This is a genomic window from Jeotgalibacillus campisalis, assembly GCF_000829515.1.
Lineage (GTDB): Bacteria > Bacillota > Bacilli > Bacillales > Jeotgalibacillaceae > Jeotgalibacillus > Jeotgalibacillus campisalis.
In genome coordinates this window covers 1-22,851 of sequence record NZ_JXRR01000022.1, presented here as the reverse complement: position 1 = coordinate 22,851, position 22,851 = coordinate 1, and the positions used below count along the sequence as shown (strand labels likewise).

Genomic DNA, 22,851 nt, shown 5'->3' with positions numbered 1-22,851 from the left:
CGTTGACGATCGCTTTACTTAAAAAAGCCTGCAACGATCTACCGGATAGAAGCAGATGTTTAGGAGGACCAGAAAATGAGTCAAAACAGACAAGCCAGCTTTCACCGCAAAACAAATGAAACGAATATTAATCTTTCCTTTTCCATTGATGGAGAGGGAAAGTCTCAAATTGAAACCGCTGTGCCGTTTATGACGCATATGCTTGACTTATTTACAAAGCACGGACAGTTTGACATGAAGATTGATGCTAAGGGTGATACAGAAATCGATGATCACCATACAACAGAAGATATCGGGATTGTGCTCGGTCAGGCGCTGCTGGAATCTCTAGGCGATAAAAAAGGAATTAAACGCTACGGCAATTCCTTCGTGCCGATGGATGAAGCGCTGGCTCAGGTGGTCGTCGATTTAAGCAACCGACCGCATCTCGAAATGAGAGCAGATTTTCCAACAGACCGTGTGGGAACCTTCGATGTTGAGCTTGTACATGAATTTTTATGGAAGCTGGCGCTTGAAGCAAGAATGAACCTGCACGTTATTGTTCATTACGGACACAACACCCATCATATGATTGAAGCCATTTTTAAGGCTTTAGGACGGGCACTTGATGAAGCCACCACCATCGACCCGCGTGTGAAAGGTGTGCCTTCAACGAAAGGGATGTTATAAATGATTGGAATCGTCGATTATGGTATGGGCAATTTATTCAGTGTTTCAAAGGCGCTAGAGCGAATGAACGTGCCCTATATAATCAGTGATAATAAAGAACAGCTTGCTCATGCAGAGGCACTGATTCTTCCAGGCGTTGGAGCCTTTCGGGATGCTATGAAGCTTTTGAATGAAACCGGACTCGCTTCTTTTATTACCGAACAGGTTCAAAAAGGAAAGCCGATTCTTGGCATATGTCTCGGCATGCAGCTGTTGTTTGAAGAAAGTGAAGAAAATGGACTGCACAAGGGTCTTGGTTTGTTAAATGGAAGAGCGGTTCATTTTAGCGGCAAAGATCAAGATGGTTCTTCGTACAAGGTTCCGCATATGGGCTGGAACAAACTGGATTTTCATAAACAGTCACCTTTAACAGAAGAATTAAAAGAAGATCATGTCTATTTCGTTCATTCTTACTATATTACAGAACACGAGAGAGATACGTTAATTGCTTCTGCGGATTATTTTGGAGAAGTACCTGCTGTTGTAGGAAAAGAGAAAGTATTTGGCATGCAGTTTCACCCGGAGAAAAGCGGGGATTTGGGAGTGAAGCTGCTTCAAAACTATACGCGCTATGTAAAATCGATGGAGGTGCTCAAATGAGTTTCATAATTTATCCGGCTATAGATATGAGAGACGGTAAATGCGTCCGGCTGACCCAGGGCGATTATAATCAAGAGACGATTTATGGAGATTCTCCTTTTGATATGGCAAAGCAATTTGTAGATGAAGGCGCTGAATGGATTCATATGGTAGATCTTGATGGAGCCAAAGACGGCAGACGGATCAATGATGAGTACGTGCTCCGTGTGGTAAATGAACTGCCTGCAAAGGTTCAGGTCGGTGGAGGAATCCGCACAGAAGAAGATGTTGTTCACTATCTGGATCAGGGAGTGGACCGGGTCATTATTGGAAGTCTTGCTGTAACCAATAAAGAACTTGTGAAAGAGTGGCTCGGCAAGTACGGCGACCGTATTGCGATCGGGCTGGATGCAAAAGACGGCTTTGTAGCGACGCACGGCTGGATCGAGACTTCTGCTCTCCGTGCGGTGGATCTTGGACAGGAGCTGGCTGATGCGGGAGCCAAGACCTTCATTTTCACTGATATTGAAACAGACGGCATGCTCAGCGGACCGAATGTTGATGCTGTGCTTGAGCTTGCAGAAGCAACGGGCGCACAGATTATCGCTTCCGGCGGTGTCAGCTCACTTGAGGATCTGCGTATTTTACAGGCGGTATCTGGAAGCGGCGTGGCAGGCGCGATCGTGGGAAAAGCCATCTACACAAATAAGTTTACTGTGAAAGAAGCTGTTGAGGAGGTTTCTTAATGCTCGCGAAACGAATTATTCCCTGTTTAGATGTAAAAGAAGGCAGAGTCGTAAAAGGGATCCAGTTCTTAGAGCTTCGTGACGCAGGGGACCCCGTTGAACTTGCTCGTGCCTATGATGAGCAGGGAGCAGACGAACTGGTGTTTCTCGATATTTCCGCTTCGCATGAAGGACGCGAAACAATGGTGGATGTCGTTCAGGATGTAGCATCTGAACTTGCCATTCCATTCACAGTGGGCGGAGGAATTAAAACACTACAAGACATGAAAAGGCTGCTTCGTGCAGGTGCAGATAAAGTGTCGCTCAATACTTCGGCTCTTTTAGATCCTCAGTTAATAAAAGCCGGAGCAGACTACTTTGGTTCTCAGTGTATCGTAGTGGCCATTGATGCAAAATGGGACGAATCGATTGGAACATGGCGCGTCTATACGCATGGCGGCAGAAATCCGCTTGATAAAGAAGCGGTGGCATGGGCGAAGGAAGCCGTCGATCTCGGGGCGGGTGAAATCCTGTTGACGAGTATGGACAGCGATGGTGAAAAAAAAGGCTTTAATATTGCGTTGACAAAGGCAATAAGCGAAGCTGTATCAGTGCCGGTCATTGCAAGCGGCGGAGCTGGACAATCAGAGGATTTCACAGAAGTGTTCACAGATGGAAAAGCAGATGCTGCGCTTGCCGCTTCGATTTTTCATTATAAAGAAACGAGTATTGCAGAAGTAAAAGCGCATTTAAAAGAAGAAGGAGTGAATGTACGATGAGTTTGGATGTAACGCGCATTCGCTTTGACCAAAACGGCTTAGTGCCCGCTGTGGTTCAACATGCAGAAACCGGAGAAGTGCTGACGGTTGCGTATATGAATGAAGAATCTCTTCAAAAATCAATTGATACAAAAGAAACATGGTTTTGGAGCCGTTCACGTCAGGAACTCTGGCATAAAGGCGAAACGAGCGGAAATACACAGCAGATTGCAGAGATTAAACTGGATTGCGATCAGGATTCCCTGGTCGTGCGTGTTTTGCCAAAAGGTCCTGCATGTCACACAGGCACGCCAACCTGTTTTGACGAAACGTTTTATCAAAATGAAGAACTTCAGGTGAACGAAGACTCAGCGGGTATGCTTACCAAGCTTGAACGGTTAATCGCCGAACGGGATGAAGAGCGGCCGGAAGGAGCTTATACGACGTATTTGTTTGAAGAAGGCGTTGATAAGATCCTGAAAAAAGTAGGAGAAGAAGCTTCTGAAGTCATCATTGCAGCGAAAAACCGTGATTCAGAAGAATTGAAATGGGAAACTGCCGATCTTCTTTATCATACGATGGTGCTCCTACGAGAGCAGAATCTGCCATTTAAAGAGGTTTTAAATGTATTAGAGGAGCGTCACAATAAACCGAAAAAATAATAGGCAGCCCCTATTAGAAAACAGTCAAAAGCAGGTGGTCCTTCAGAAAGCGAAAGGATCACCTTTTTGATATGGTCTGTTAGAAAAATGAATAGCTGCATGCAGGGAACAATACAGTAAACTAACCCCCTTTTCTAAGCTGTCTTTGAGGAACAGATTAAGTGACTCATCATATTCTAATGAAGAAGTCCGGTTCCATGCTGGAATTTCTATCCTTAAAAACATAAATCTTTTTTCATGAATCAGCTTAATTGCAACAGGTAAATCGGAAAATATGCTATCATTGTTTAGTTACTACAATGTCCGGAGGCTATACATGAAAAAAGGATCGAAAAATACGGAAAGAATGGGAAAAGTGTATCCGTTTAATCCAACTGGAGAAAGCTATTACCGCAGAGGAATGGTCATGTATCAGCGTGGCCAATTAGATAAAGCGTTGAAATATATTAAGCGTGCACATGAATTAGAACCGGAAGAGCCGATGATTGTCGTGCAGATTGCCATTATCGAGACGGAAATCGGTGAATTTGCAAGCTCGAATGACAGATTGAAAAATGTGTTGAACACATTAGATCCGTCTATGACAGAAATCCATTATTTTATGGCGAATAATTTTGCTCATCTTGGGCTTTTTCAGGAGGCTTATAAACACGCCACAGCTTATCTGGATCTGAATGAAGACGGTGAATTTGTTGAAGATGCAGAGGATTTGCTTGAGCTTATGTCACTTGAAGAAGATGATGAAGAGTGGGATGAGGATTTAGATCAGGATGAGCTGATCATGCATCAGGAGAAAGCCGGAAAAATGCTTGCAGAGGGAAATTTTAAAGAAGCAATTGAATTGCTCGAAGAAGTAATTGAACGCTTCCCTGATTATTGGTCAGCCTATAACAATTTAGCCCTGGCTTATTTCTACTTTGGTGAAACGGATCAGGCAACTGCTCTGTTAACGGAGGTATTGAATCGAAATCCTGGTAATTTGCATGCCTTGTGCAATCTTGCCGTTTTTTATCATTATCAGGAACGAGTCGATGAATTAGATGAGCTAATGGATGCATTGGAGCATGTACGGCCGTTTTTATATGAACACCGGTTTAAGCTTGGTGCGACATTTGCACTTGTGGGTCGTCATGAAAAAGCGTATGGCTGGCTGAAAAGTCTTGTTAAGCGCGGATTTGAAGGAGACGCAGGTTTTTATTTCTGGCTTTCACATTCTGCGTGGCATTCAGGTCATGAAAAGGTTGCTGCGGATGCATGGAAACGTGTGCTTGAAGAACAGCCTGAAAAAGAAGGGCATGAGCCTTGGAATGACCAGAGTGATGATACAGTCCTATCTGAGGAGATGTATCCTGAGGAAAGACTGTTCGTTTTATTTAAAGAATCATTACTAAATTCTTCTCTAATCGGAGAAGAGCCCCCTGCTTACTTTACAAGTGTGGAAGAGGATTATTTTCATTTGCTGCGCAGTGCTCCCGATTACACGAGCCAGCGTCCGCTTTTTCGGGCCCATGAAGTTGTCTTGCTGCTGAAGCATTCGTTTGATGCAGCTAAAGAAGAAAATAAAGGTCTATTCTACATGTGGTTTCACATTGTCTTTTATGGATCAGAAGAGGGCTATCCTTTCAAAAATGTTCCAGCTCTCGCAGCTGCGGTTGAATATTCATGGAAGAAAGTTAGAGCTCATCGGGTATCCCAAAAAGAAGTGGCGCAAAAGCACGGTGTATCTGTAGCAACCATGCGAAAATATATCAATGACATACAAAATTATTTGCCATAAGCAGATTAGTGGACGACCGCTTCCGCTTACCTTACGATAAATGTGGATAAAGTGGAAACCACTTAAGAGTACGAAAAGGAGTGTATTTTCATGACAGAAGAAAAAATTTACGATGTAGTGATTATCGGAGCCGGTCCAGCTGGCATGACTGCAGCGGTTTACACATCAAGGGGAAATCTCTCCACTTTGATGCTCGAACGCGGTGTGCCCGGCGGACAAATGGCCAACACAGAGGATGTTGAGAACTACCCTGGTTTTGATCATATCCTTGGCCCGGATCTTTCAAATAAAATGTTTGATCACGCAAAAAAATTCGGCGCAGAATATGCTTATGGAGATGTAAAAGAAATCATTGACGGCAAAGAGTTCAAGACCATCAAAGCTGGGTCAAAAGAATACAAAGCCCGTTCAATCATTCTTTCTACCGGTGCAGAATATAAAAAACTTGGCGTTCCAGGTGAAAAAGAACTTGGCGGACGCGGTGTTTCTTATTGCGCAGTATGTGATGGTGCATTTTTTAAAGGAAAAGACCTTGTTGTCGTAGGCGGAGGAGACTCTGCTGTAGAAGAAGGCATTTACTTGACGCGCTTTGCAAACAAAGTAACGATTGTTCATCGCCGCGATAAGCTTCGTGCTCAGCAAATTTTACAGCAGCGCGCTTTTGATAACGACAAAATCGACTTTATCTGGAATCACACTGTAAAGGAAATCAATGATGAAAATGGCAAAGTAGGGTCTGTAACGCTTATGTCAACAGAAGATGGCAGCGAAAGCCCATTTGCTGCAGATGGAGCATTTATTTACATCGGCATGGTTCCTCTTACAAAACCGTTTGAATCGTTAAAAATCCTAAATGATGAAGGATATATTGAAACGAACTCTACTATGGAGACCAATGTACAGGGCATCTTTGCAGCAGGCGATGTACGCGATAAAACGCTTCGCCAGATCGTAACAGCAACAGGTGATGGCAGCATTGCCGCACAGGCAGTTCAGCATTATGTTGAAGAATTGAAAGAATCTCTTAAAGTTACTCAGTAATAAATTATGTCTATACAAAAAGTTTATAGAAACGTTACTTCACTGTAACAGCAGTGCAACACATAAAGGGTATAGTAAGAGCATAAGTAATTGACCCCCTTTTAGTATAGATTACTTTTGGCACGGACACTGTTGTCCGTGCCCTTTTTTTATGCGGGCAGGATAATTCTCTATGAGCGGCGAAATGTTAACGAGTGGCAGGCACAGACAATCAGGCGCAATCCTCCCCAATTGTTCAGGGAGTTAAAAGCATGTATAATATAATGAATGAGCAAAATTGAGCAGGTGATAAAATGCAGCGAATTACGAATTGTGTATATATAAAAGAAGGGCAGGCGCTGCTTCTTCAAAAACCACGCAGAAATTGGTGGGTCGCACCAGGCGGAAAAATGGAGTCAGGAGAATCAGTACGCGATGCCTGTATACGTGAATACCGGGAAGAAACCGGCATTTATGTTAAAAATCCCGATATTAAAGGGATCTTCACATTTATCATTAAAGAAGGCAAAGAAGTGGTTTCAGAATGGATGATGTTTACCTTTTTAGCTACGGAAGGCGACGGTGTCGTGATGGATGAATCTCCTGAAGGCATTCTACAATGGCAGCCATTAGAAGCCATTCAAACGCTTGATATGGCAGAAGGCGACCGCCACATCCTTGAATACGTGGCGCATGGTCAAGGCGTTATGTATGGAACATTTACTTATACGAAAGATTTTAAGCTTCTTTCCTATCGTTTAGATCCAAACTAAGATAAAGGGGGAATCCTCATGTCAGCAGTCAATGATGTTGAACTGGTCATTATTACAGGGATGTCCGGTGCTGGTAAAACAGTCGCCGTTCAAAGCTTTGAAGATCTCGGTTTTTTCTGCGTGGATAACCTTCCTCCTACACTAATGCCAAAGTTTTTAGAACTGATGAAAGAATCGAATAACAAGATGAATCGTGTGGCGCTTGTCATGGATTTAAGAGGCAGAGAGTTTTTTGATTCTCTATTTAAGGCGCTGGACCAATTTCACGAGTCCGATTACGTAACGCCAAGAATTCTTTATTTGGATGCAGATGACGATGCGCTTGTCAGACGCTATAAAGAAACACGGCGCTCCCACCCCCTTGCGCCGCTTGGTCTGCCATTGGAAGGGATTGAACAGGAGCGGCTTTTACTGCAGGATTTAAAAGGGCGTGCACAAACAATCTACAATACGTCCACTTTAAAACCAAGAGAGCTGCGCGAAAAAATCCTTGCTGAATTTTCAGCAAATAAACAGTCTCTATTTACTGTTAATGTTATGTCATTCGGCTTTAAATACGGCATCCCAATTGACGCAGACCTCGTTTTTGATGTGCGGTTTCTTCCCAACCCGCACTACATCGACCACATGAGAGCGCAAACGGGTCTGGATGAGGAAGTTTCCGATTATGTGATGAAATGGACAGAGACACAGAAATTTTTAGAAAAAACGCTGGATCTTTTGACCTTTATGCTGCCGCACTATAAGCGAGAAGGGAAAAGCCAGCTTGTTGTAGCAATTGGCTGCACAGGCGGACAGCACCGGTCTGTCGCTTTGACAGAGGAGATTGCCCGTTCCTTTACCAAAGATTATCATACACGAATTACCCACCGTGATATTGAAAAACGCAAGAGGGCTACAAGTTGACACCAAAGCATTCCAAGCAAGGAAAAGTAGTAGTAATTGGAGGAGGTACAGGATTGTCTGTGCTCCTCCGGGGCTTGAAAAATCAGCCTCTCGATTTAACAGCCATTGTGACAGTAGCGGATGACGGGGGAAGTTCAGGGCGGATTCGGGCAGATTTGAACATACCGCCGCCGGGTGATATTCGTAACGTGCTGGCAGCTTTATCAGATGTAGAGCCGCTGGTTGAAGAAATGTTTCAGTACCGCTTTGTAAGTAAAAATGAATTGAGCGGACATGCTTTAGGGAATCTGATCATAGCGGCCATGACCTCGATAACAGGTGATTTTGCCCATGGAATACAGGAAATGAGCAAAGTCCTCAATGTTCGGGGACAGGTGCTGCCTTCTGCGAACCAAAGCATACTTCTTTCAGCGGAAATGGAAGATGGTTCGATCATCAAAGGGGAGTCAAAGATTCCTTTCTCAGGAAAAAAAATCAGCCGGGTATTTCTTTCGCCTGAACACGTGAAAGCGTTACCTAAGGCAGTAGAAGCCATACAGGAAGCAGACATGATTGTAATTGGACCAGGTTCTTTATATACAAGCATTCTACCTAATTTGCTTGTAAAAGAAATAGGAAAAGCCGTCATTGCCTCCACTGCTCCTAAGGTTTATATCTGCAATTTAATGACTCAGGCGGGTGAAACGCTCAGCTATACTGCTGCGGATCACATAAATGCCCTTTATAAGCATATGGGAGACGGTTTTTTAGATTATGTTCTGGTAAACAATGAAGAAATCCCGATGGAAGTAAAATCCCTTTATGATAAAGAAATGGCAGAACCCGTACGATTTGATGTCGATCGTCTTCACAGCCTCGGTCTTGAGGTAGTTTATGATAAAATTATTACACACCATAATGGACTGATTCGTCATGATACAGAGCGTGTAGCTTCCATTATTTCAAAGCTGCTTCACGACAAACGCACGTCCTTATAAGTTTTAAAGATTTGAAGTGGTAGAAAACAGACCAGTTGAAAGCAATCGTCATTTTAAGATGTGGCATTTGAGAAATGATGCCGAAGTGATCTGCATGATCATGAGCGGACAGTCTCTGAACAAACAACGAAAAATACTTGGTTTTCAACGATCTGAAGAAAGGCTGGTGAATGAGCATGTCATTTGCATCAGAAACGAAGAAAGAGCTAACTCAGATCGAATCAGCCGATTGCTGCGCCAAAGCAGAGCTGTCAGCTCTTATCCGCATGAATGGATCTTTATCCTTTTCCAATCGGCTGCTTGTTGTAAATATCCAAACAGAAAACGCAGCAATTGCCAGAAGAATTTATACCTTGATTAAAAAAAATTACGCTATTCAAGTTGAGCTTCTTGTCCGTAAAAAAATGAGACTCAAAAAGAATAACGTTTATATAGTTAGAGTGGTAGAACAGGCCAAGAATATTCTAAAAGACCTAAGCATCCTTGAAGAAGGCTTTGCCATCAATCACGAAATCTCTCCTTCCATTCTAGGGAAAAAATGCTGTCAGCGTGCATATCTGCGCGGCGCATTTCTTGCAGGCGGATCTGTCAATAACCCGGAAACGTCCTCCTATCATCTGGAGATTTTCACATTATATGAAGAGCATAATGATTCCTTATGTCAATTAATGAACACGTTTGGTCTTAACAGTAAAACGATCGAACGGAAAAAAGGCTTTATCACTTACTTAAAAGAAGCAGAAAAAATCACTGAATTTTTCAGCTTAATCGGTGCCCATCAGGCGCTGCTCCGCTTTGAAGATGTCCGCATTGTACGGGACATGAGAAACTCTGTTAATCGCTTAGTGAACTGTGAAACAGCTAACCTTAATAAAACGATCGGTGCCTCTTTACGCCAGGTGGAAAACATCCGGTTTATTGAACGGTATGCAGGATTAAGCATTTTGCCTGAAAAACTTCGTGAAATTGCTGAATTAAGAGTCGCCTATCAGGATGTTACATTAAAAGAACTCGGTGAAATGGTTTCTGGCGGAAACATCAGCAAATCAGGCATAAATCATCGATTGCGGAAAATCGATCAGATTGCAGAAAAGCTCCGTAAAGGCGAAATGGTAGAAAATTAAGATTGAAACAGCTAATTAGTGGTAAAGAGTAGAATACAAATAAAGTTTCGACCAACAATATGACCAAATGAGGGGGATGTTAAATGAAGCAACAGGACGTAACTGTTAAATTAAAGTCCGGTTTGCAGGCTAGGCCGGCAGCACTTTTTGTTCAAGAGGCCACCCGTTACAAATCAGACGTATTTATCGAAAAAGATGGTAAAAAGGTTAATGCAAAAAGTATCATGGGACTGATGAGCTTAGCATTAGGACCGGGCACCAGCTTTACGCTGATGACAGAGGGATTGGATGAAGATGAGGCTCTGCAATCGCTTGCATCATACGTGGAAGAAACAAAATAGCTTGTCGCAACGTCCCTGCTTACATTTTCTGTGCAGGGTTTTTTATTTGAATGAATATAGAAGATGGCAGGGGTTTTCCCCTTAAATAATGTCATTAATCATTAGAACATGGACGTGTCTTCAGACATATTGGGCATTGAGTCAATACATCCCTTTACCGCCAAAATAAACAACCGGTCATGTTGGTGTGTAAAAAGGCTGAAAGAGGGAATAGGCATAAGGCAGTGTTCTCAAATTCCATATGTTAAACGCAGGAGGAGTTTTATTATTAATAAAAAGAGAGTGGTTCTCAGCCTCTCATTTGCTGCATTATTAGGTTTGGTTGCTATTGTACTAAGCCTTATAAATGGAGAATTTGAGACAACCTTTTTTATTGGAAGCATCGTAGTTGGAGCGATCCTTGGCTATTGGCTGCTGCCCAGTATTGTAAAGTTTAACAAAAAGAATGTGTAGTGAAGGCTGTAGAAGCTAGTGTTCTACATAACTTTTACCCGTAAAAGAAGACCCGCCAACAAAGTTGACGGGTCTTCTTTTATCTTATTATTTGTTATCAGTAATTTCATTTCGTTCCATGATTTGATCGATTAAGCCATAATCCTTCGCTCGGCCCGCTGTCATGAAGTTATCACGCTCAGTGTCCCGCTGAATAGTATCAAAGTCCTGGCCTGTACGGTCTGCAAGAATTTGATTCAGTTTGTCACGAAGGAAAAGAATGCGCTTCGCTGCGATATCAATTTCAGTTGCCTGTCCTTGAGCACCGCCAAGTGGCTGGTGAATCATGACTTCGGCATTAGGCAGGGCGTAACGGTGTCCTTTTTCGCCTGCTGCAAGAAGGAAAGCACCCATTGAAGCAGCCATACCGATACAAATTGTATGAACCTTCGGCTTAATGAATTGCATCGTATCATAGATTGCCATTCCGGCTGTAATGCTTCCGCCTGGAGAGTTAATATAAAGGTAAATATCTTTTTCCGGATTGTCTGCTTCCAGGAATAGCAGCTGAGAAACGATAGAATTGGCTACATTGTCATCAATTCCGCTTCCAAGCATAATAATTCTGTCTTTTAAAAGACGTGAATAAATGTCGTATGCGCGCTCTCCACGATTTGTTTGTTCAATAACTGTTGGAATTAAATTCATCCTAAATTCCTCCTTTATTTCTCTTTTATGAGATATGTATTGTCATCATACAACTAAGGTCAGGAAAGGTCAAATCATATGGCTGATTTTCCGCCTTACGGTATTACTACCATCATACCCATTCACCTATGCGTTTAACAAGTTTAAGGCATTACAAATAGGATTCGACATTTCCTATTGCATATCCTCTTATTGTCTATTATAATAATCAAGTGTCCTTAAAGAACACACGCGAAGATATTTGTTTCGCCTGAAGGAAACAGATGAACTGGTTCCTCTCTAAAATTTTGCCCTCGTGGTGTAATGGATAACACGTAAGATTCCGGTTCTTGAGATAGGGGTTCGATTCCCTTCGAGGGCGTATATACCATTATGTACGTTGATTTGAGTAAGTAGTCATAACTATTTTAAACGTTGATATAACCGCGTTTATAACGGTTTTGACTACTTTTTATTTTTGTAAGAATAGTGTCAGTTTTGATACGTTTTACACATTTTTTACACATTTTTTACACATTAAAAACAGGTGAACGAACATTTTGTTGAATCTTTTTTCAATTGTTCGTTTTTTTCTGATTGTTTAAAAGCTTATGAACTTACACTATCAGTGTGGCTTTTATATCCCTGTGGCCTAACCGTTTGGTAACAGACTGGATCAAGTATTTGCGGTGCAAGGAGAAAGCTATCATGAGTGTGGGGCAGACCGTGGAAGGTGATAGGCTTGATCTCAAGTGGATCACACAGATTAAGCAAAATATTATAGCTTAATGCTTTTGGTCAAAGAAACAGATATATCAGATGTTAGAAAATGTATTCATGTAGAATTTTGTGTTTTCTATAACGTGGAGAAAATCATGTAATATCATCTGATGTGAATGATTCCGCGCCACTTTAATTTTAGAAGAAAGCGAAAAACAAAAGCTACAGATCTATTTGCTAGGTAGTACAACGTTAATATTTATTAGAAAAGGACACTCTACATTGGGCGCTATTACTTTCTGGAATGCGTCTTTTATATTAGGGGCTATTTGCCAAAGAGGGATGATTACTTTGTATTTGCTTATTTTCAAGAAAGTATCTCACATCGAAACAACCCTCCTGTCATTTGGTTAGTTCTTTTATTTCTTCATTAATTCATCCTATCCCAACAAAATTAAACAATTATTGCTGAATTTTGATATTCTAATAATATAATGTAGCAATACTTATTAAATATATTGCATGGAGGTTTATAAGTGGAACGGGAGAAAAAAGATAAAAAAGAATATAATTTCCAAACATTAACCCCTATTAATAATGCTAAGTTACATATATATGATGATGCACTTAATTTCGTCTTTGAAAATAATGATATTAGGAATGTTGCAATATCTGGTCCATACAGCGCGGGAAAAAGCAGTGTAATAGAGTCTTACAAACTCAAGTCTTCTGACAAACGATTTTTACATATTTCACTTGCACACTTTTCTGAAACAACCTCTGAATCAGTTGAAGGAGGGAACACTACTGATAAAGCTATTTTAGAAGGGAAAATTCTCAACCAGCTCATTCATCAGATTAAACAAAATAAAATTCCTCAGACTAAATTTAAAATTAAACAAAAAGCTGAACCAAAAAAGATTATTTTTAGCACAATGATATTTATCACGTTTTTAATCCTAGTTTATTATATTAACTCTTTTAATAAGTGGTCTTCCTTTGTTCCTACATTAAAAGCAGAATGGCTAAAAAGCACATTAATGTGGACCACAAGTAATATCACATTATTATTCAGTGGATTAGCGTGTTTTGTAATCCTCGGAATAGCAACATATTTTATAATAACTTTTCAAAAGAACAAAAATATTTTAAAAAGGCTCAAATTACAAGGAAATGAAATTGAGATATTTGAGGAAAAGGATGATTCTTTTTTTGACAAATATTTAAATGAGGTACTTTATCTGTTTGAACATTCAAACGCTGATGCAATTGTTTTCGAAGATATGGATAGATTTAATGCGAATAAAATATTTGAAAAACTAAGAGAAATTAATACACTTGTTAATAATAAAAAAGCAGAAGAAGATAGACCACCCATTCGATTTTTATATTTATTAAAGGATGATATTTTCACATCAAAAGATCGCACAAAGTTTTTTGACTTTATTCTTCCCATTGTTCCAGTTATTGATGGCTCTAATTCTTACGACCAACTAATTGGTCATCTTAATGAGGGGAAAATTTTAGACTTATTCGTTGAGAATTTTCTTAACGAATTATCATTATATATAGATGACATGAGAATTTTAAAAAATATTTATAACGAATTTATTATTTACCATAATCGCATCTTGTTCAAGGAGGATGAATCACAGACAGAGCAGGAAAATAAAGAATTATCAGATTCAACATTAATAAACCTAGACAATAATAAACTACTAGGAATTATTGTGTATAAAAATCTATTCCCAAAAGATTTCAGTGATCTTCATCTTAGAACGGGCTTTGTTTATACGTTGTTTGAAAATAAACCATTATTCATTGAGCAAGAAATAGAAAAAATTGATCATAAAATTGGTGAAATTAAAGAAAAGATTCAGTTGTCAGAAGATGAAATAATTGAATCTATTAACGAACTGGATGCAATATATTTACTAGGAAATTACCAAATAGTAAGAATCGCTGGATTAGGTGTAACCCAATTTAAAACACGAGTCCAATTGGTTAAAGCAATTAAAGATAATCCTGATCAAGTCACATTTACTACTCAATCTAGGTACGAACAACATCTTGACGTAACCTCTGAACTGAATAAAATAAGACAGGGTCAAGAGTATATTGAACGTAAAAAAGCTATTGATAGAAAAACGGAGAATCAAATTGAAAAGCTGAAAGTTGAACATCAAAGGTTAATAAAACAAAAAAACACTGTACAAAATAGTAAGTTATCGAAATTTATTTGCAAAGATAATATTGATACCATATTTAGCGTTACATATACGAATGAAATTGGTGAACAAAATAAGTTCGAAGAAATTAAAGGAAGTAATTATTTTCCTCTGATAAAATATTTAGTGCGATACGGATACATCGATGAGAACTATTCAGATTATATGACGTATTTCTATGAAAATAGCCTAAGTCGGATCGATAAGAATTTTTTACTAAGTGTTACAGATCAAATACCAAAAGATTATTCCTATTCACTTAATGATCCGAAAAAGGTAATTTCTAGATTGACACTTGGTCATTTTGATCATGTCGAAATCCTTAATTTTGATTTATTGAAGCATTTACTATTAACAAAGTCGAATAACGATAAGTATTTAATTAGCTTCCTTCATCAATTAAAGGACACAACAAATTTCCATTTTATTTTTGGTTTTTTAGAGCTAGGAAGAAAAAGAGAAACGAAGTTATTTATCAAAGAGATAAATAATATGTGGCCAAATATTTTTCATAGCGTACAAGATGAGGGTGATTTTAGCTACGATCAGAAAAAGCAGTACTCTGTATATAGTTTGTATTATTCTCCCGATGCAGCTATAGAAAATCTAAATAAGAGCAATTGTCTAACTGATTTTATAGCCAATAGCGATGATTTTCTTGATATTGAATCACCAGATATTGAAAAGTTGATTGCTGGTTTTTCTTTACTTGGAGTTAAATTTGAGTGGATTAATTATGCAGAAGCAAACAATAGAGTGTTCCAAGAAGTATATCAAAACAATTTGTACAAACTGACCTTTGACCTAATTTGTTTAATGCTTGAAAGAGTTTATGGATTGGATAAAAGCGATGATTTCAAAAATAAAAATTACACTTTGGTTATTTCTAAGCAGGACGAACCTTTAACGCAATATGTGAATAGGAATTTTAATCATTATATTAAAGAGATTTTGGAGAACTGCGATGAGCTTATAACAGACGCAGAATCAGTTGCATTGTCAATAATCAATCATACTGAGATTGATCCAGAAGATAAAAATATGTATATAAGCTATTTAAAGACATCTATTCAACTTATCGATAATGTCAATGATACTGATATATGGGCCTTGTTATTACAAGAACAGATAGTAGAATATTCCGAGAACAATATTTTAAATTATTTCTTCCATCAAGAATTAGATTTGTGTTTGATTGACTTTATAAACGAATCTGATCGACTGTTGGAATTTGAATCGTCTACAATCGATACTAAATTTGGAGAAGAGTCTGCTACTAAGTTCTTTATGGCATTAGTAAATAATAACGAACTAACTAATGAAAGGTATGAATCGATATTAAAAACTTTTGAGAGACATTTTAAAACATTTTCTAATACTGAGATTGATGAGGATAAGATAAAAATCCTCATAAAAATCGATATAATGTATATGACAGAGGAGAACCTTATATTTATGAGAGAGAATTACAGCAGTTTGTTATTGTGTTTCATTAAACATAACATTCGTCAATACACGGAAGTGGTAATTAACGAAGATAACTTTGAAATGGATGAATTACTCTCAGTATTAAATGAAAATGTAGAGGATAAATACAAAATCAGTCTGCTAGAATTCTCATCCGATGTAATCACGTTAAAGGAAAAGGATTATTCTGATCCAGTAAAATTACATATTTTAGAACACAATTTTAATCTAGAGGATATCCCATATTTGCTTGATCGCTACACTAATGAAAGAAGTAATACTATTTCGAAATCTATAAAAACTATCTCAATCCAACACGTAGAAGAAATAATATCTGCAGGTTATTCCGTCCCTTTTGAATTACTTACAGAATTGTTTTTGTCCGATCAACTCGAAATGGAAACTAAAATGGAGTTGTTTGCTCAGTGCTTACCTGACATGAGCGAAAAGCATGTAATAAAATCCCTTAGAACTCTTCAGATGGCAGATTATATAAGCTTATTTGAAAGAAAAAGACCAACATTTGAAATAAATAAAGTTAACGAGACCATTTTAGATGATTTCAAAAAAAGAAAATGGATAACAGATTTTGATACTGATGAAAATAACGCAGAACTTTTTCGTGCAATTGGTCGTAATAGGCCAGATATTTTAGCATTGATATAAAAATGTAGAGAACTTCTAGTAATAAATTATCATGGTAATTTTGAGTATATTCAAAAAGCATCAAGTTATAACAGCAAAAGCACAACCTTAATAGGATGTGCTTTTAATTGTTTCATTAAGTTGATTGAACAACTTGGTTATACAAAGGTGAAAAAACAGCAGAATACGATGATAAACTCTTCGTTTTTCCACTTCATTCTTCAATAGGAGCATGAACATTTATGCCAATCCCTTTATCAATCGTTCGTTTTCTTCTTCTAATTGCTCTTCTAAGATGTGCGTGTAAACTTTCAAGGTGGTGTTTATATCACTATGACCTAGCCGCTTTGAAACAAACTGAATTGAATATTTACGATACAGCAGCACGCTAGCATGCGTATGGCGCGTACCATGAAAAGTAATTTGCTTGATCTTGAGGGCAACACACATTTTACGCAATATCTTATTTACCCATGAATTTGAAATAACGTTTGATTTTTCAGAAGGGTTGAAGAAAACTAATCCTTGAACATTGGAAGGGGTCTTGTGGAATAATTCTTTAAATTTGTTCATAGTCACGATATCTACTACGATAATTCGTTCAGAATCCCTATTTTTTGTTTTTGTTTGTCCTCTGCCTTCTTTATAATCCCAAGTTTTATTTATATCGATTGTGCTATTCTTGAAATCAAAGTCCTTCCTCGTAATCCCTACAATTTCTGCAAAACGTATTCCGGTTTTTAATCCAAGAAGAATAGCATAGTAACCAAGTGATTGATCCAAACGATTGTGTACTTCTTCCATTAACAATGTGTAGTCTTGGTAATCTAAATATTTTTCGATTGGCTTCTTTGCTTCCACAGATCCGGTAGGTTTAATTCCTCGTGTAAAATCCTTATCAATAATGTCCTGATCGATTGCTTCTTTTACACATGCTCTAATATGAGTATTTAACTTCCTCACGGATTCCTTTGCTCTCGTATGACCGTAATTGTTTAAAAATAGCTTGTACTCGTCTTTTGTAATGCTTTGAAGGGTTTTACCGCCAAAATGGTCTTGTATCGTTCTGAGGGAGTTTAAATAACGTTTTTGTCACTGGACTTATATGTGATTTGTGAACTTCCATCCACTTTTCAAAATACTCACAGAATAAAATTTTATCAATTGTGGGATTTTTTCCTCGTGCTAAACGCTGTTCAATTTCTGCAGCGGCTACTTGTGCTTCTTTTTTAGTTCTAAATCCACTTTTGCGGATAGGTGCTGACTTTCCATCAACCATATAGCTTACCGTGTATTGATAGACCTTTCCTCGTTTTTGGATACTGGCCATTTTGATTCACCTCCTTGTTATGATTATTCTTGAGTGAGAATTATTTCAAGCATTGATTCGATTTTTTGTTTTTCATCTATTGTTAGGAGTTTCTTTTTATAATAAACATCTTTAAATTGATTGTTGTGCAAAATGAAATGTAGATCAAAGAGCCTTTTTCTTAGTTCTTCAGAATCTTCCCATCTAGTTATTATCCCTTCACGTTCATCCAAAGATACTTCATGTTTATTTACCTCAAGCTTATCTATGTCTTTCTTATTTCCTAAGTTTAGGTGGTTATCGCTTCTATACTGACTTTGAGACTCTTCCAAAAAGCTTTGATTTTTACCACCCATTTTTATGATTTCGTTTACTAAAACATTGTATCCACCAAGTTTTAACAGCTCATATAATTCAGCATTCAGCACTTTTGAGATTTCTTGAATTGTTTCAGGGCTAGGTTTGTTTTTTCCTAGTTCCCACATTCGCACAGAGCTTTCTGACAAACCTAATTTTTGTGCCATTGCTTTCTGTGTCATCCTTTTATTTTTTCTTAAGTCTTTAATTTTTTTACCGAACAAATTTACATCTTCATTCATTCTTTCACCTCCAAAAATTAGTTCTAATAATATTAAATCATTTGTTGAGTAACTACACAATCAAAAACAGCATTACAGATGCTTGACAGCATTATAAATGCTGTTATATGCTATACACAAATATATTGTGAGAAATGAGGAAAATTATATGGAAAGAATGTCAGGTTCGAAACTTAAAGCTTTTAGAAGGTCTAATGGTCTTAATCAGTATGAGATGGCGAGAACTATTGGGGTTTCACTATCAATGTACGAGAAAGTTGAAAGGGGCTCTATTAAAGCTTCTAGGAATTTTATCGAAAAAACAAAAATTGTATATCCACACATAGATGTTAGTTATATTTTTTTTAATTAAAAACAGCATTATAAATGCTGTTTTTAGATAGTAGATCAATGATAGTTTTCTTATCAATTTAAAGGAGGTGAAATTATGCAGCAACTATCAGTAAATCTAACAATAGCGATTCCAGAAGATCACGTCTTGGTCTCTAAAGTGGAATTGGAGAGGTTGAAAAAAAATGAGTTGGTGGGTTTTTATTGGAGCCTAAAAGATTTAGAAAATCGGACAGGAAAAAAGCGCAGTTGGTTACAAGATAACATTTTGTATATTCCAAGGTTCAAGAAACTCCTAGATGTTAATAATGGTGGTTTTGTTTACTATCCATCTAATAAGGGCCAAAGTTGGTCTTTCCATGCAAGAAAAATGTCTCAATTCTTGGATAGGCATTTTACTGATATTTACAAAGGGAGTTGATCTAAGGAGCTATAATCTTGCTCATGTAAATCCATTTTTAACTCGAAAATGACTAGGGACTTTTTGAAAAGAATAAAAGAAAATCATTAATAGGTTATTCTTCAAAACTTTTACTACAAATGTAGAAGAAAAAGCCACAAACCTCTGATCAGGTTGTAGCTGAAAGTAAATTTTATTTAGTTCATTATATCAAAAAATGACAGAATTTACAATAGTGATTATAAGTTATAAGGAAAGGAGTCGCCAATGGTTAGTCTAGTTAAAGATTATACAAATACAGTTCATTCGGTCTTACCAGGTGCAAAGATAATTCCCTGTAGAGGCTATATTAACAATAAGGAATATAGCAAGGCAAAGGCTCCATTGGGTGCTTATAAGGATAAACCATCACTTACAAGTGTTGAAATTGATCGGCACCTTGAAAAAGGCGGATGGATAGGCGCAGTAATCGCTCAAAATCATATAGTAATTGATATTGATAATTCTATTGCTGCTTCATATCTTAATAGACTCTTAAAAGGTGAAAGAGTTAAGTTTCATCTAATTAAAACACCAAACGGTATGCAATTTATATTTAAAGCTGAAACTCCTGAAAATCAGAAGATAAAAATGATAAGTAAATGGTTTACATCAATAGGGATTGTTATTGACACTAGAGTTGGTACTACAAATAGTTTGATAGTCTTTCCTACTGAAAATACAAAAAATAGATTTATTTCCAAAATTGAAGATGAATTGGATGAATTACCGGATTATCTAAGACCGATTTGGAACACTGCTACAACAAAACAATATGAGTTTCCTATACCTTTAATAAACGGCAGCCGTAATCAGTCAATATTCGATTTAGGTAGTAATTCGAAGAGGTATGGTATGGCTCCTGACAAGCTTATAGATCAAAGTCTGCATTTAGTATATAAATACTTCATGGATGACAAAGAAGATTTTTCAGTACAGGAATTGAGAAAAACGATTGCATCGATCAATGAGTTCAATCTTGTGAATTCGGTTCGAACAACTTATGAGAATATTGAACATCATCAGAAAACATATTCCTTAACTGATTTAGGTAATGCTAAACGCTTAATAGATCAATATGGGGATAAGATTAAATACTCCCATAAACAAGAGTCTTGGTTGTTATGGGATGGTTCTAGGTGGGCATACGATTTTCAAGAGAGGGTTTTGCTTTTCGCTCAAACAATATCCAATGAAATTCGTAAAGATGCAATGAATATCGATGATGAAAAAAAACAAAAAGCAATGTTTAAATTCGCAAACGATACAGAAAATCTTGCACGATTGAAAGCGATGGTTAATACAGCTAGGTTTCAAAGTGAGATAGTCGTTGACATGGATCAATTAGACAAGGATCCCTATTTATTCAATTTATCAAACGGCACGTTTAATCTTAGAACGGGTAGACTCCAGGAACATAAAAAAACAGATTTGATCAGTAAAAAATCTAATGTCAATTTTGATCCATCTACAAAATGTGAAGTATGGGACAAGTTCCTAAATAAGATCATGGGTGAAGATCGATCCATGATCGATTATCTTAAAAGAATTATTGGGTATTCACTAACAGGCGATACTAGTGAACAGAAGTTCTTCTTTCTTTATGGTGGAGGAAGGAATGGGAAGTCAACATTTTTAGAAGTGATAAATCACATAATAGGAGAATATGCAGACACAACACCAATGAATACATTCATACAGCAGAAGCAAGAAGGAATTAGTAATGATATTGCAGGTCTTAAAGGTAGTCGATTTGTAACAGCTCAAGAAACGGAAAAAGGGCGCCAATTTGCTGAAAGTAAGATCAAACAGTTAACTGGGGGAGGTAAAATAAAAGCACGTTTTCTACACAAGGAATTCTTTGAGTACAATCCACAATTTAAGATTGTTATTGCTGGTAACCATAAACCTATTGTAAAGGAAACTAAAGAAGCTATATGGAATAGAATCCGTCTAATTCCTTTTGCAATCAGAATTGAAGATCATGAGCGTGATCCTCATTTAAAAGAAAAGCTAATTAGTGAAGCATCTGGCATATTGAATTGGATTATTGAAGGTTGTGCTGATTGGTTAGAAAATGGCCTTCAGTGTCCAACCAGTGTGACATCAGCAACAGAGAATTATAGAGAAGATATGGACGTGGTAAAAAAATTTTTAGACGATTGTATTACATTCAATCCTTTAGCAAAAGAAGCCTTTAAAAATATTCACGCAACCTATAATGCATGGGCACAGGAAAACGGCGAATATGAAATGTCATCTAAAGCTTTGGGGGGAAATCTAAAAGAGAGGGGATTCAAAGCTAAAACAATAGTGGGTCAACGTCATTACGAAGGATTGACAGTAAGAAACGATGTTTACCAAAGCTTGATGAATAGTCAGCACAATAACAGAACCTTAGTTAAACAGAAAACGAATTATCAACTTTCAACCTAATTAACGACCATCTACTAACAGTAGACGATAGGTGACGATCAGTAGATGATTTTCTGAGTTGTTCAATCCATCAAATCCTTTGCGGCACTGGCTCTAAATATACTATGTAGACAATTGTAGATGGTTTTTCTATTAATAATAGAAAATATATAAAAATGGATCTATAAAGACTGTGGAGATAGACTTCATAGAATTCTAGCTAGTTGTTGAATAATCATCACCATCGTCTACTAAACTATCTTATTCCTTGTAGCTCTTAGGTTGAAGCTTCTTATTTTTATCTACTAATCATCTACTAAAGTAGATGATCGATTACAAAACCACCAGGAAGAGTTTAATACAAAGCAAAAAATTATAGTAAGTGATTAAAGTAATTCAGAAAAACGAATATCGAAGAATTCTGAGAGAACATCTGTAGAAGTTTCTAATTGATTATATAAAAATTGACCTTATGAATTAAAAGGATGAAACCGAACTATGGGAATACTAATTTTTCTTTTTATTTTTTTCATGAACGTTATCTAGGTATAGAAGAACGCTTTAACAATTCATTTCAATACACAATCTCGATAAAGATTTTGAAAAATAAACTGATGCAATGTATTTAATTAAATTGCTACTGGAGTGGTAGGTTCATAAACAAAAAGAAGTAGTGAAACTCTCCTGGGAAAAATCATTATTCTATCTTATGGATTCACCAATTTTCCCGAAGGCTATTCAACGTAGTTGAACGTATTTTTTCGTAGGAAAAACCCATTGCACTGACGTGTCGGTTCATCGAAAGATGTACCTGACAAGTGTCAGTGTGTATATGGGCACTCTCTCTGTTCGAGACTGACTTTTAAAACTGAAAAATAAAAGAGGGTAAATTTTATGAGTGAATTTCAAATTCCAAAATTAATGACTATTGCAGATATGTCTACAAGATGGGATATGCCAAGACAAAGCATCCATGAGAAAAAAGGTGGATATGATTTCCCTCCAGTTGTTCAATACGTGGCAAACGGAAGAACTGCTTTGTATTTGGAAAGTGATGTAGAAAAATACGAAGAATTGTATCCCTGGATCACAACGCCTGAAAAAAGACAGAGAAGGCAAAGATTTATTTGGTCATTAATTCAGGATAAGGTGTTGTAGACGTCAAGTTGAATTTTACACTTTTTGCTCGTTTCCTTTTTACACTTCTGCTGAAAAAATGCTTTTTCGATT

The 22,851-nt window shown here is 37.5% G+C and carries 21 protein-coding genes and 1 tRNA gene; 18 read left to right on the top strand and 4 right to left on the bottom strand.

The features are described from left to right. The first annotated feature begins 75 nt into the window (after window positions 1–75). From hisB to KR50_RS15965, 12 genes are all read left to right on the top strand, one after another. Window positions 76–669, top strand: coding sequence for an imidazoleglycerol-phosphate dehydratase HisB (gene hisB, locus KR50_RS16020; RefSeq protein ID WP_041061028.1), 594 nt, complete (start codon window positions 76–78; stop codon window positions 667–669). Beyond that, complete coding sequence (gene hisH, locus KR50_RS16015) at window positions 670–1,308, top strand: imidazole glycerol phosphate synthase subunit HisH (protein WP_041061025.1); 639 nt, start codon at window positions 670–672, stop codon at window positions 1,306–1,308. It begins immediately after the preceding gene. Continuing rightward, a complete protein-coding gene (hisA, locus tag KR50_RS16010) occupies window positions 1,305–2,033 on the top strand; it encodes a 1-(5-phosphoribosyl)-5-[(5-phosphoribosylamino)methylideneamino]imidazole-4-carboxamide isomerase (RefSeq protein WP_041061022.1) in 729 nt (242 codons plus the stop codon). Before hisH ends, hisA begins: the two co-directional genes overlap by 4 nt. After that, a complete protein-coding gene (gene hisF, locus KR50_RS16005) occupies window positions 2,033–2,791 on the top strand; it encodes an imidazole glycerol phosphate synthase subunit HisF (RefSeq protein WP_041061019.1) in 759 nt (252 codons plus the stop codon). The genes hisA and hisF overlap by 1 nt, the downstream gene beginning before the upstream one ends. Continuing rightward, a complete protein-coding gene (hisIE, locus tag KR50_RS16000; RefSeq protein ID WP_156969548.1) occupies window positions 2,788–3,432 on the top strand; it encodes a bifunctional phosphoribosyl-AMP cyclohydrolase/phosphoribosyl-ATP diphosphatase HisIE in 645 nt (214 codons plus the stop codon). The genes hisF and hisIE overlap by 4 nt, the downstream gene beginning before the upstream one ends. Window positions 3,433–3,748: 316 nt before the next feature. Beyond that, window positions 3,749–5,209, top strand: a complete 1,461-nt coding sequence (locus KR50_RS15995) for a tetratricopeptide repeat protein (RefSeq protein ID WP_041061016.1) — start codon at window positions 3,749–3,751, stop codon at window positions 5,207–5,209. A gap of 90 nt (window positions 5,210–5,299) precedes the next feature. After that, on the top strand, window positions 5,300–6,250 hold the full coding sequence (gene trxB / locus KR50_RS15990) for a thioredoxin-disulfide reductase (protein ID WP_041061013.1): 951 nt from the start codon (window positions 5,300–5,302) through the stop codon (window positions 6,248–6,250). A 293-nt stretch (window positions 6,251–6,543) separates the two neighbouring features. Then, complete coding sequence (locus KR50_RS15985) at window positions 6,544–7,002, top strand: NUDIX hydrolase (RefSeq protein WP_041061010.1); 459 nt, start codon at window positions 6,544–6,546, stop codon at window positions 7,000–7,002. Between the two features lie 18 nt (window positions 7,003–7,020). After that, window positions 7,021–7,908 carry an RNase adapter RapZ gene (gene rapZ / locus KR50_RS15980; RefSeq protein WP_041061007.1) on the top strand — a complete coding sequence of 296 codons (888 nt, stop codon included), beginning with the start codon at window positions 7,021–7,023 and terminating at the stop codon, window positions 7,906–7,908. Next, a complete protein-coding gene (locus KR50_RS15975) occupies window positions 7,905–8,885 on the top strand; it encodes a gluconeogenesis factor YvcK family protein (RefSeq protein WP_041061004.1) in 981 nt (326 codons plus the stop codon). The genes rapZ and KR50_RS15975 overlap by 4 nt, the downstream gene beginning before the upstream one ends. A 176-nt stretch (window positions 8,886–9,061) precedes the next feature. Further along, entirely contained in the window at window positions 9,062–10,009 is a 948-nt protein-coding gene (gene whiA, locus KR50_RS15970) for a DNA-binding protein WhiA (protein WP_041061001.1), read from the top strand. A gap of 83 nt (window positions 10,010–10,092) precedes the next feature. Next, entirely contained in the window at window positions 10,093–10,350 is a 258-nt protein-coding gene (locus KR50_RS15965; RefSeq protein WP_041060999.1) for an HPr family phosphocarrier protein, read from the top strand. A 540-nt stretch (window positions 10,351–10,890) separates the two neighbouring features. Here KR50_RS15965 and clpP read toward each other — a convergent pair. Further along, window positions 10,891–11,508 (bottom strand): ATP-dependent Clp endopeptidase proteolytic subunit ClpP, encoded by a 618-nt coding sequence (clpP, locus tag KR50_RS15960; RefSeq protein ID WP_269746117.1) that lies wholly within the window; start codon window positions 11,506–11,508, stop codon window positions 10,891–10,893. A 271-nt stretch (window positions 11,509–11,779) separates the two neighbouring features. Between clpP and KR50_RS15955 the strand changes: the two genes are divergently transcribed. Both KR50_RS15955 and KR50_RS15950 read left to right on the top strand, forming a co-directional pair. Then, window positions 11,780–11,851 (top strand) — tRNA-Arg (locus KR50_RS15955). A gap of 874 nt (window positions 11,852–12,725) precedes the next feature. Next, window positions 12,726–16,550 carry a YobI family P-loop NTPase gene (locus tag KR50_RS15950; protein WP_041060996.1) on the top strand — a complete coding sequence of 1,275 codons (3,825 nt, stop codon included), beginning with the start codon at window positions 12,726–12,728 and terminating at the stop codon, window positions 16,548–16,550. Window positions 16,551–16,769: 219 nt separating this feature from the next. Here KR50_RS15950 and KR50_RS15945 read toward each other — a convergent pair whose 3' ends face one another. The 3 genes from KR50_RS15945 to KR50_RS18080 form a co-directional block, all read right to left on the bottom strand. Continuing rightward, window positions 16,770–17,492, bottom strand: a complete 723-nt coding sequence (locus KR50_RS15945) for a site-specific integrase (protein WP_232304300.1) — start codon at window positions 17,490–17,492, stop codon at window positions 16,770–16,772. Window positions 17,493–17,568: 76 nt separating this feature from the next. Next, window positions 17,569–17,859, bottom strand: coding sequence for an Arm DNA-binding domain-containing protein (locus tag KR50_RS18775; RefSeq protein WP_232304299.1), 291 nt, complete (start codon window positions 17,857–17,859; stop codon window positions 17,569–17,571). 23 nt (window positions 17,860–17,882) lie between these two features. Next, window positions 17,883–18,437, bottom strand: coding sequence for a helix-turn-helix domain-containing protein (locus tag KR50_RS18080; RefSeq protein ID WP_052477171.1), 555 nt, complete (start codon window positions 18,435–18,437; stop codon window positions 17,883–17,885). Window positions 18,438–18,534: 97 nt separating this feature from the next. Here KR50_RS18080 and KR50_RS15935 point away from each other — a divergent pair, with 97 nt between their 5' ends. The 4 genes from KR50_RS15935 to KR50_RS15920 all read left to right on the top strand — a co-directional run bounded on the left by KR50_RS15935 (window position 18,535) and on the right by KR50_RS15920 (window position 22,779). Beyond that, complete coding sequence (locus KR50_RS15935) at window positions 18,535–18,789, top strand: helix-turn-helix domain-containing protein (RefSeq protein ID WP_332307482.1); 255 nt, start codon at window positions 18,535–18,537, stop codon at window positions 18,787–18,789. A gap of 75 nt (window positions 18,790–18,864) precedes the next feature. Further along, the gene (locus KR50_RS15930) at window positions 18,865–19,188 is read left to right on the top strand and encodes a DUF771 domain-containing protein (RefSeq protein WP_041060995.1); all 324 of its coding nucleotides are present in this window, start codon (window positions 18,865–18,867) and stop codon (window positions 19,186–19,188) included. A gap of 246 nt (window positions 19,189–19,434) precedes the next feature. After that, complete coding sequence (locus KR50_RS18075; protein WP_052477170.1) at window positions 19,435–21,642, top strand: DNA primase family protein; 2,208 nt, start codon at window positions 19,435–19,437, stop codon at window positions 21,640–21,642. Window positions 21,643–22,515: 873 nt separating this feature from the next. Further along, window positions 22,516–22,779, top strand: a complete 264-nt coding sequence (locus tag KR50_RS15920; RefSeq protein ID WP_041060994.1) for a hypothetical protein — start codon at window positions 22,516–22,518, stop codon at window positions 22,777–22,779. The last annotated feature ends 72 nt before the right edge of the window (window positions 22,780–22,851 follow it).